Origin of the sequence: Ideonella azotifigens (genome assembly GCF_021043325.1) — a bacterium.
Taxonomy (GTDB): Bacteria; Pseudomonadota; Gammaproteobacteria; order Burkholderiales; family Burkholderiaceae_C; genus Ideonella; species Ideonella azotifigens.
The window spans coordinates 1-5,744 of record NZ_JAJNKD010000036.1 but is presented as its reverse complement, the minus strand read 5'-3'; the positions used below and the strand labels follow the sequence as shown (position 1 = coordinate 5,744).

The 5,744-nt window shown below is 52.8% G+C and carries 2 tRNA genes and 3 rRNA genes; all 5 read right to left on the bottom strand.

Features of this window, described 5'->3' with window-relative positions:
* Positions 1-55: 55 nt before the first annotated feature.
* The 5 genes from rrf to LRH25_RS32330 all read right to left on the bottom strand — a co-directional run bounded on the left by rrf (position 56) and on the right by LRH25_RS32330 (position 5,610).
* Positions 56-168, bottom strand: a 5S ribosomal RNA gene (rrf, locus tag LRH25_RS32350).
* A 300-nt stretch (positions 169-468) separates the two neighbouring features.
* Positions 469-3,341, bottom strand: a 23S ribosomal RNA gene (locus LRH25_RS32345).
* Positions 3,342-3,676: 335 nt separating this feature from the next.
* Positions 3,677-3,752, bottom strand: a tRNA-Ala gene (locus LRH25_RS32340).
* A gap of 40 nt (positions 3,753-3,792) precedes the next feature.
* A tRNA-Ile gene (locus tag LRH25_RS32335) sits at positions 3,793-3,869 on the bottom strand.
* A gap of 212 nt (positions 3,870-4,081) precedes the next feature.
* Positions 4,082-5,610, bottom strand: a 16S ribosomal RNA gene (locus LRH25_RS32330).
* Together the 16S, 23S and 5S rRNA genes with 2 tRNA genes alongside form the textbook arrangement of a ribosomal RNA operon.
* Positions 5,611-5,744: the final 134 nt, after the last annotated feature.

Sequence of the window (5,744 nt, the reverse complement as noted above, 5' to 3'; positions counted from 1 at the left end):
TTCTTCAGAGAAGAAACGCCCGGCAAAGACCGGGCGTTTTACTCTGGTATTAGTAGCCTGACGATGTCCTACTTTCACACGGGAATCCGCACTATCATCGGCGCAGAGGCGTTTCACTGTCCTGTTCGGGATGGGAAGGAGTGGGACCACCTCGCTATGGTCATCAGGCTTCAACTTGTTGCCGGCTCGGGTGCGCGGGTGAGCGCAGGGCCGAGAAGGCCAATTCAAAGAGTCGACAGACTCGACTGATCCATGTGCAGCATGCGCCGGGCACACTCACCGCCGGGCAACTTGGCCTGGCAGCACATGGATCAGTCGACTCATCAGCGTTGGCTCAACCACCTCCTGGCTGAACTTTTCAGATGATTGCGCTCACCGCATTCATGCACATGAACAACGGCAAACTATAAATACTCAACCCAATCCAAATTCGATCTCGATTCTACACCGAATCAACATCAAAGTTATAGGGTCAAGCCTCACGGGCAATTAGTACTGGTTAGCTTAACGCATTACTGCGCTTCCACACCCAGCCTATCAACGTCCTGGTCTCGAACGACCCTTCAGGGGGCTCAAGGCCCCGGCAAGACTCATCTTGAGACGAGTTTCCCGCTTAGATGCTTTCAGCGGTTATCTCTTCCGCACTTAGCTACTCGGCAATGCCATTGGCATGACAACCGATACACCAGCGGTGCGTCCACTCCGGTCCTCTCGTACTAGGAGCAGGCTCTCTCAATCTTGCAGCGCCCACGGAAGATAGGGACCAAACTGTCTCACGACGTTTTAAACCCAGCTCACGTACCTCTTTAAATGGCGAACAGCCATACCCTTGGGACCGGCTACAGCCCCAGGATGAGATGAGCCGACATCGAGGTGCCAAACACCGCCGTCGATATGAACTCTTGGGCGGTATCAGCCTGTTATCCCCAGAGTACCTTTTATCCGTTGAGCGATGGCCCTTCCATACAGAACCACCGGATCACTTTGTCCTACTTTCGTACCTGCTCGACTTGTCAGTCTCGCAGTCAAGCACGCTTATGCCAATGCACTATCACCACGATTTCCGACCGTGGCTAGCGTACCTTCGAACTCCTCCGTTACACTTTGGGAGGAGACCGCCCCAGTCAAACTGCCCACCATACACTGTCCCCAATCCCGATAAGGGACCAAGGTTAGAACCTCAAACACACCAGGGTGGTATTTCAACGTTGGCTCCATAGAAACTAGCGTCCCTACTTCAAAGCCTCCCACCTATCCTACACAGATCTGTTCAAAGTCCAATGTAAAGCTACAGTAAAGGTTCATGGGGTCTTTCCGTCTTTCCGCGGGGAGATTGCATCATCACAAACATTTCAACTTCGCTGAGTCTCTGGAGGAGACAGTGTGGCCATCGTTACGCCATTCGTGCAGGTCGGAACTTACCCGACAAGGAATTTCGCTACCTTAGGACCGTTATAGTTACGGCCGCCGTTTACTGGGACTTCGATCAAGAGCTTGCACCCCATCAATTAATCTTCCAGCACCGGGCAGGCGTCACACCCTATACGTCGACTTTCGTCTTTGCAGAGTGCTGTGTTTTTAATAAACAGTCGCAGCCACCGATTCTCTGCGGCCTTTATCGGCTCCCCAAGTCAATGGTTCACCTACCAAAGGCACACCTTCTTCCGAAGTTACGGTGTCAATTTGCCGAGTTCCTTCTCCAGAGTTCTCTCAAGCGCCTTAGAATACTCATCTCGCGCACCAGTGTCGGTTTGCGGTACGGTCGTCTATGGCTGAAGCTTAGTGGCTTTTCCTGGAAGCAGGGTATCACTCACTTCGTCTGCAAGCAGACTCGTTATCACCCCTCATCTAAGCCCGGCGGATTTGCCTACCAGGCATGACTACAGGCTTGAACCAACATATCCAACAGTTGGCTGAGCTAACCTTCTCCGTCCCCACATCGCACCATAGATCGGTACAGGAATATTGACCTGTTTCCCATCAGCTACGCATCTCTGCCTCGCCTTAGGGGCCGACTCACCCTACGCCGATGAACGTTGCGTAGGAAACCTTGCGCTTTCGGCGAGGGGGCTTTTCACCCCCTTTAACGCTACTCATGTCAGCATTCGCACTTCTGATACCTCCAGCAGGCTTCACAACCCACCTTCACAGGCTTACAGAACGCTCTCCTACCGCGCATATAAATATGCACCCGCAGCTTCGGTAACTGGCTTAGCCCCGTTACATCTTCCGCGCAGGACGACTCGATCAGTGAGCTATTACGCTTTCTTTAAATGATGGCTGCTTCTAAGCCAACATCCTGACTGTTTTAGCCTTCCCACTTCGTTTCCCACTTAGCCAATTTTGGGGACCTTAGCTGGCGGTCTGGGTTGTTTCCCTCTTGAGTCCGGACGTTAGCACCCGGTGCTCTGTCTCCCAAGCTGTACTCATCGGTATTCGGAGTTTGCATAGGTTTGGTAAGTCGCCATGACCCCCTAGCCTAAACAGTGCTCTACCCCCGATGGTAATACTTGAGGCACTACCTAAATAGTTTTCGGAGAGAACCAGCTATCTCCAGGTTTGTTTAGCCTTTCACCCCTATCCACAGCTCATCCGCTAGTTTTGCAACACTAGTCGGTTCGGACCTCCAGTGCGTGTTACCGCACCTTCATCCTGGCCATGGATAGATCACCTGGTTTCGGGTCTACACCCAGCGACTAGACGCCCTATTCGGACTCGGTTTCCCTTCGCCTTCCCTACTCGGTTAAGCTTGCCACTGAATGTAAGTCGCTGACCCATTATACAAAAGGTACGCCGTCACCTTGCGGCTCCGACTTTTTGTATGCATGCGGTTTCAGGATCTATTTCACTCCCCTCCCGGGGTTCTTTTCGCCTTTCCCTCACGGTACTTGTTCACTATCGGTCGATTACGAGTATTTAGCCTTGGAGGATGGTCCCCCCATCTTCAGACAGGATTTCACGTGTCCCGCCCTACTTGTCGTGCACCTAGTTCCACATTCGACTTTTCTCATACGGGGCTATCACCCACTATGGCCGGACTTTCCATTCCGTTTTGATAAGAAGAATGCTAAAGAGCACTGGCTGTTCCGATTTCGCTCGCCACTACTTTCGGAATCTCGGTTGATGTCTTTTCCTCGAGCTACTGAGATGTTTCAGTTCACCCGGTTCGCCTCGCATGACTATGTATTCATCATGCGATACCCCTAAGGGTGGGTTTCCCCATTCGGAAATCTCCGGATCAAAGCTAATTTGCCAGCTCCCCGAAGCTTATCGCAGGCTATCACGTCCTTCGTCGCCTGTAATCGCCAAGGCATCCACCACATGCACTTAGTCACTTGACCCTATAACTTTGATGTCAATGCTTCAGACATCGATCAAGGACTGGTCCCAATCGCTCAACGCTAGAGCGATCGGTTTTTGAGTATTCACGTTATGCCGTTCTTCATGTCTCTTTTAAAAGAGTTGAAGTTTGGTGACGCAATCATCTAATGTCATCGACGGCACGGTGCGATTCAGGCTTTACCCCTGAGCCGCTTTCCGTCGACAACGCTGATTTTCGACTCTTTGAATTGTTAAAGAACAACAGCCTTCTTTCGAAGACAAACCCAAGATCCCAGCAGAATCTTGGGTTTGTACCCGACGCAGAAGTGAGAACAGATGGCATTGGCCGTCACGATGGTGGAGGATGACGGGATCGAACCGACGACCCCCTGCTTGCAAAGCAGGTGCTCTCCCAGCTGAGCTAATCCCCCGTCTATCTCTGAACCGGACGACACCGTCGCCTCGAATGGTTGGTGGGTCTGGTTGGATTCGAACCAACGACCCCCGCCTTATCAAGACGGTGCTCTAACCGACTGAGCTACAGACCCACGCATTCTTTGGAACGCATGGCTCCTGGCACAGGCTCACTTGGCTTCGAGGCCAATTGACGCTCTGCCCAAGCTCACACATTCACCATGTTCATCACTGTTGTGTGTTTCACAGCCGATAAGTGTGGGCGCAAGAATCAAGCACCATATGACTTCTACTCTTCGCTTCACATCGCTTGCGCAACATGAATCGCTTTCGAAGTATTTTCCAGAAAGGAGGTGATCCAGCCGCACCTTCCGATACGGCTACCTTGTTACGACTTCACCCCAGTCACGAACCCTGCCGTGGTAATCGCCCTCCTTGCGGTTAGGCTAACTACTTCTGGCAGAACCCGCTCCCATGGTGTGACGGGCGGTGTGTACAAGACCCGGGAACGTATTCACCGCGGCAAGCTGATCCGCGATTACTAGCGATTCCGACTTCACGCAGTCGAGTTGCAGACTGCGATCCGGACTACGACCGGTTTTCTGGGATTGGCTCCCCCTCGCGGGTTGGCAGCCCTCTGTACCGGCCATTGTATGACGTGTGTAGCCCTACCCATAAGGGCCATGAGGACCTGACGTCATCCCCACCTTCCTCCGGTTTGTCACCGGCAGTCTCATTAGAGTGCCCTTTCGTAGCAACTAATGACAAGGGTTGCGCTCGTTGCGGGACTTAACCCAACATCTCACGACACGAGCTGACGACGGCCATGCAGCACCTGTGTTCTGGCTCTCTTTCGAGCACTCCCAAATCTCTTCAGGATTCCAGACATGTCAAGGGTAGGTAAGGTTTTTCGCGTTGCATCGAATTAAACCACATCATCCACCGCTTGTGCGGGTCCCCGTCAATTCCTTTGAGTTTCAACCTTGCGGCCGTACTCCCCAGGCGGTCAACTTCACGCGTTAGCTTCGTTACTGAGAAGGAACCTTCCCAACAACCAGTTGACATCGTTTAGGGCGTGGACTACCAGGGTATCTAATCCTGTTTGCTCCCCACGCTTTCGTGCATGAGCGTCAGTGCAGGCCCAGGGGATTGCCTTCGCCATCGGTGTTCCTCCGCATATCTACGCATTTCACTGCTACACGCGGAATTCCATCCCCCTCTGCCGCACTCAAGCTATACAGTCACAAAGGCAGTTCCCAGGTTGAGCCCGGGGATTTCACCTCTGTCTTATATAACCGCCTGCGCACGCTTTACGCCCAGTAATTCCGATTAACGCTCGCACCCTACGTATTACCGCGGCTGCTGGCACGTAGTTAGCCGGTGCTTATTCTTCAGGTACCGTCATCCTCCCGAGGTGTTAACCCAGAAGATTTCTTCCCTGACAAAAGCGGTTTACAACCCGAAGGCCTTCTTCCCGCACGCGGCATGGCTGGATCAGACTTGCGTCCATTGTCCAAAATTCCCCACTGCTGCCTCCCGTAGGAGTCTGGGCCGTGTCTCAGTCCCAGTGTGGCTGGTCGTCCTCTCAGACCAGCTACAGATCGTCGCCTTGGTAGGCCTTTACCCCACCAACTAGCTAATCTGACATCGGCCGCTCCAATAGCGAGAGGTCTTGCGATCCCCCCCTTTCACCCGTAGGTCGTATGCGGTATTAATCCGGCTTTCGCCGGGCTATCCCCCACTACTGGGCACGTTCCGATGCTTTACTCACCCGTTCGCCACTCGTCGCCAGGTTGCCCCGCGTTACCGTTCGACTTGCATGTGTAAGGCATGCCGCCAGCGTTCAATCTGAGCCAGGATCAAACTCTTGAGTTCGATCTTGAATTTGCTCAAAGAATTGAAGTGAACTTCACTTCCATGAGCGTTTAAAGTCCAAGAGACTTGGTACCTTGCGGCACCAGCACTCGACTCAAACGCCCACGCTTATCGGCTGTTACTTGTTAAAGAGC